Source organism: Embleya sp. NPDC059213 (assembly GCF_042754445.1).
In the GTDB taxonomy this organism is placed as follows: domain Bacteria; phylum Actinomycetota; class Actinomycetes; order Streptomycetales; family Streptomycetaceae; genus Embleya.
Map to the genome: position 1 here is coordinate 1 of NZ_JBHZAV010000358.1, position 4,285 is coordinate 4,285.

The following is a 4,285-nucleotide window of genomic DNA, read 5'->3' on the forward strand; positions in this document are numbered from 1 at the left end:
GGTGGCGCGGGCCGCGCGGGCCGCGGGCGGGGGGCGCGAGCCCCCCCCCCCCGCCCCCGCGCCCCCGCCGGACCCTCGATTCGCCGAGGGGGCCACCCTCCGCGACGGGTGGGCGGCCGGTCCCGGCGCCGATCCGCGCCCCGCCATTGACGTCGCCCCGTCGCGGCACGACGATGATTCGCGGCCCGCCCCACACGCGCGATTCGAGAGAACCGCCTTCGGCACGGTGAGGACCGCTGGTGGCGCACACCGATCCCACGCGGCACGACCTGCTGCTCCTGGCCCGGCGTCGGCTCGCCGCCGGGGGCGTCGTCCTGTACGGGCCGAGCGGGATCGGCAAGACCTTCCTGCTGCGCTCGCTGATCGACACGGCCGATCCCAAGGCGCTCGTACTGGTCACCGAACCGGGCCCCGATGACCGGGAGTTGCCCTTCTCCTCGCTGGCCGACCTGTTCGGCCCGGTCGACGACGAAGTGCTCCGTACCCTGCCCCCACCACAACGCTCCGCACTGCGCGTCGTGCTGTGTCGCGAAGCGCCGGGCCCGGGCGGCCCGGACCCGCTCGCCCTGCGCCTGGGCGTGCTCGCACTGTTGCGCGCGTTGTCCGCGCGCGGCCCGATACTCCTCGGCATCGACGGCGCGCAATGGGTGGACGCGGCCGGCGCCGAGGTGCTGGCCTTCGCCGCCCGGCGGCTGGACCCGGCCGCGATCCGGGTCGTCGTCGCGGAGACCTCGGATCCGCCGGCCGGCCCGGTGACCGGCGGCAGGTTCTGCCCCGGCACCCCCTTCGAACTCGAACTGCCCGCCCTGGGCCTGCCGGAGACCCGCGATCTCCTCGACCGCCACCGGGTCGACCACGTGCCCGGCCACGACCCCGATGCCGGCGACCACCGGCCGCTGCCGCACTGGCTGAGCAGGCAGGTGTACGAGGCGAGCGCGGGCAACCCGATGTACGCGCTCGAACTCGACCGCGCGCTGCGCCGGTTGCCCCGTCTCCCGGCCCGCGACCAGCCGTTGCCGGTGCCCGATCGGCTGCGCCGACTGCTCACCGCGCGCCTGGAGGGGCTGCCGGCCGAGGCCCGCCGGCTGCTCCTGCTGGTCGGCGCCGGCAGCCGGCCCACCGTCGCCCTGCTGCGCGCCGCGAGCGAACTGGGCCGGCGCGTGCCCGCCCAGGCGATTGCCGCGCCGACCGCCGGGTCGGACGGACCGGGCGGCGAAGGGGTCCGGCCCACCGTGGCCGGTGCCGTCGCCGCCGGCATCCTCGCCGTGTGCGAGGACGGGGACCGATTGCGGTTCACCCACCCGCTGTTCGCCGCCGCGCTGTACGCCGACGGCTCGCCGGAGGAGCGCCGGGCCGCGCACGCCGCGCTCGCCGAGGTGTCGGGCGATCCGGTCGACCGGGCCCGGCACCTGGCGTTGGCCGCGCCGTGGCCGGACGAACGGGTCGCGGCGACGGTGATCGCCGCCGCCGCGCAGGCCCGGCGCCGGGGCCTGCCGGACGAGGCCGCGGCCCTGGCCCGACTCGCGGTGGCCCGAACGCCCGACGAACACGCCGACCGCCGCTGCGAACGTTGCCTGGAAGGCGCCGGGCACGCGTATGCCGCGGCCGACTACGAACTCTCGCGTGAACTGGCGCACCGCGTCTTCACGTACGGGTCCACGCCCGGGCAACGCGTCCGGGCCTGCATCCAGATCATCAACGCTGCCAACCAGGCACTGCACGACCTGGACGAGGTGTTCGCCGAGGCATTCGCCCAGGTCGGCGACGACCTGTGCGGTCGCGCCCGACTGCACTACCTGCGCGCCTGCAAGGCACACATCAGCGACGGCAACTCCGCCGTCGCGTGGGCCGAGGCCGCCCGGGCCGCGGCACTCGCCCGGCAGGCCGAGGATCTGACCACCGAGCAGGTGGCGCTCGCCCTCCAGGCGTTCGTGGGCACCCTGCAGGGCCGTCCGGACGCACGCGATCCGCTCACCCGGGCATTGGCCCGCCCGCAGGACGCGGGGCCCACCGGGCGGCACGCCGGACCTCGGGCGGTCAAGGCCCGGTTGGACTTCTTCGCCGACCGCCTCGTCGACGCGGGCGCCGAACTCGATCGTATGTTGCGTCGGGCCGAGGAGTCCGACGACGCGGAGGAGCGGGTGTTCGTGCTCTGTGCCAGGATCGACGTCGACGTGCGGGCCGGGCGCTGCGATCGGGCGATGGCCGGCGCTCACGAGGTGTTGCGGCTGGCCCGGGACATGGGCGCCTACCTCGGCCAGGTGTACTACGCGGTGGCGGTCGCGGAGGCCGCGGGCGGGGACCTGGAACGCGGTGCGGAGTCGGCCCGCGAGGGGGTGCGCGCCGCACGGGCCGACCAGGAACAGGTGTACCTGCCGCTCGCGCTGTGCGTACTGGGCCAGATCCAACGGCGATTGGGCGATCCGGTCGGCGCCGTGGGCTGCCTGGGCCGGGCCCGGGCCATCGCCGCCCGGCGCGGCATCGTCGACCCGGCGGCGATTCCGTGGTCGGTGGACCTGGCCGAGGCGCTGCTGGCGCTGGGCGACCACGCCCAGGCCCGCGCGATCGTCGACGAGGTCCGGGGCACCGCGGTCCGGTTGGGCCGGGACGGGGTGGTGGCGTCGCTGACCCGGGCGGACGCGATGGTGCGCGGCGAGTCCGGCGACCTGGTGGGCGCGGCCTCGTGCCTGCGCGAGACCGCCGCGCGCCACCACGAACTCGGGCTGCCCATCGAGCACGGTCGCGACCTGTTGGCGCTGGGCGCGGTGGAGTTGCGGCGCCGGCACCCGGCCGCCGCGCTGACCTCGTGGCGGGCCGCGGAGACGGCCTTCGCACAGGCGGACGCGCGCCCCTGGCTCGACCGCACCCGGACCGAACTCGCCCGCCTGACCCGCGTGGCCGACCCCGAACCGGGCGAGCGGTCCGGCGAGGCCCGCAGTCGCGCGCTGACGCCCGCCGAACACCGGGTGGCCGAACTGGTCGGCGACGGCGCGACCAATCGCGAGATCGCCACCCGCCTGTTCCTGTCCGCCAAGACGGTCGAGTCCACCCTGACCCGGGTCTACCGCAAACTCGGCATCCGCTCGCGCGCCGACCTGATCAGGCTCTCCCTGGACCCGTCCGGCGAACCGGACCCGCCGGGCTGACCCGCGGCGCCGCACACCGCATCCGGACACGCCGCCCGCCGGGCGGCTCGCAGGGGGCCACCGGGAAACCCCCTGCTTTGCGCTCGGGGGGTTCCCGGTCGGCAGCCGGTGGATGAGCGTTGCACGTGTTCCCCTCCGCCGGCCGGCGAGGGGCTTCCTCCCCCGACCCGGACGCCGTGTCGTGCCTGCCATGTCACCCATGTCGTCCGGGTCGTCCGACACCGCGTGCTCCGTCCCGTCCGCGGTGTGCCCTCGCCGGTCGCGTCCCCCTCGATCTCCGCCCGGCGTGCCAAGCGCCGGGCGAGAAGGAGACACGATGATTCTGCGGAATCGCGGTACGGCCCGGTCCGCCGCGGCCGATTCGGCCCCCACGCCCCGGCATTGGCGGACCCTCTGCGCCGGCCTGACCGCCGCGGTCTTCCTGGCCACGCCGCCGGCCGGCACCGCGACGGCGGCACCCGCCACGAAGCCGTCCGTCGCCGCGCCGCTCAAGATCGCCCCGACGGCGCCGGCCGGCTACCGCTCGGCGCAACTGAACTTCACCGAACTGACGCAGACCCAGAACCAGTGGTGCTGGGCCGGGACCGGACTGTCCGTGGCCCGATACCTCGGTCGCGGGTTGAGCACCAACCAGAACACCTTCTGCGACTACGCCCGAGGGTTGCCCGCCGGCTACCCGTGCCCCAACCAGCCCGGCGAACTCAGCGACGTGCAACGAGCCTGGACCCGCCTGGGCCTGACGCCCGGTCGCATCACCGGGACGTTGGACTTCGGCACGGTCGCCTCCTCGATCGACGCCAACTCGCCGATCGAGGTCGGCATCTACTGGACCGCGGGTGGTGGCCACGCGAACGTGCTGTACGGCTACGACTCGGCCAACGGCACGGTGATGTACGCGGACCCGTGGCCCGCCAGCCCGCGCTACGGCGAGATGGATTACGACTCGTACGTCAGCAACTACGAGTTCCAGTGGGCCGAGTCCCTGTACGGAGAGGCGTGAGCGTGATGACCGACAACCACCCTTCCCCCGAGGCCGTTTCGCACCCCTCGCAGCCCCGTCCGGTACGCTCGCGAGCCCTGCGGCGCCGGGGCGGAGCACTCGCCGCCGCCGGCATCGGCGCGCTGTTGTTCCTGGCCCC

The 4,285-nt window shown here is 75.3% G+C and carries 2 protein-coding genes; both read left to right on the forward strand.

Annotated elements, in window-relative coordinates:
- Positions 1-239: 239 nt before the first annotated feature.
- Positions 240-3,146 carry an AAA family ATPase gene (locus tag ACFXMF_RS47000; protein WP_380018139.1) on the forward strand — a complete coding sequence of 969 codons (2,907 nt, stop codon included), beginning with the start codon at positions 240-242 and terminating at the stop codon, positions 3,144-3,146.
- A gap of 316 nt (positions 3,147-3,462) precedes the next feature.
- Positions 3,463-4,146: a papain-like cysteine protease family protein gene (locus ACFXMF_RS47005; RefSeq protein WP_360318059.1), complete on the forward strand. Its 684-nt coding sequence runs from the start codon at positions 3,463-3,465 to the stop codon at positions 4,144-4,146.
- Positions 4,147-4,285: the final 139 nt, after the last annotated feature.

Bases quoted from the DNA above. Each gene is read 5' to 3' on its own strand.
- ACFXMF_RS47005 (WP_360318059.1), top strand. From the start codon at position 3,463: ATGATTCTGCGGAATCGCGGTACGGCCCGGTCCGCCGCGGCCGATTCG.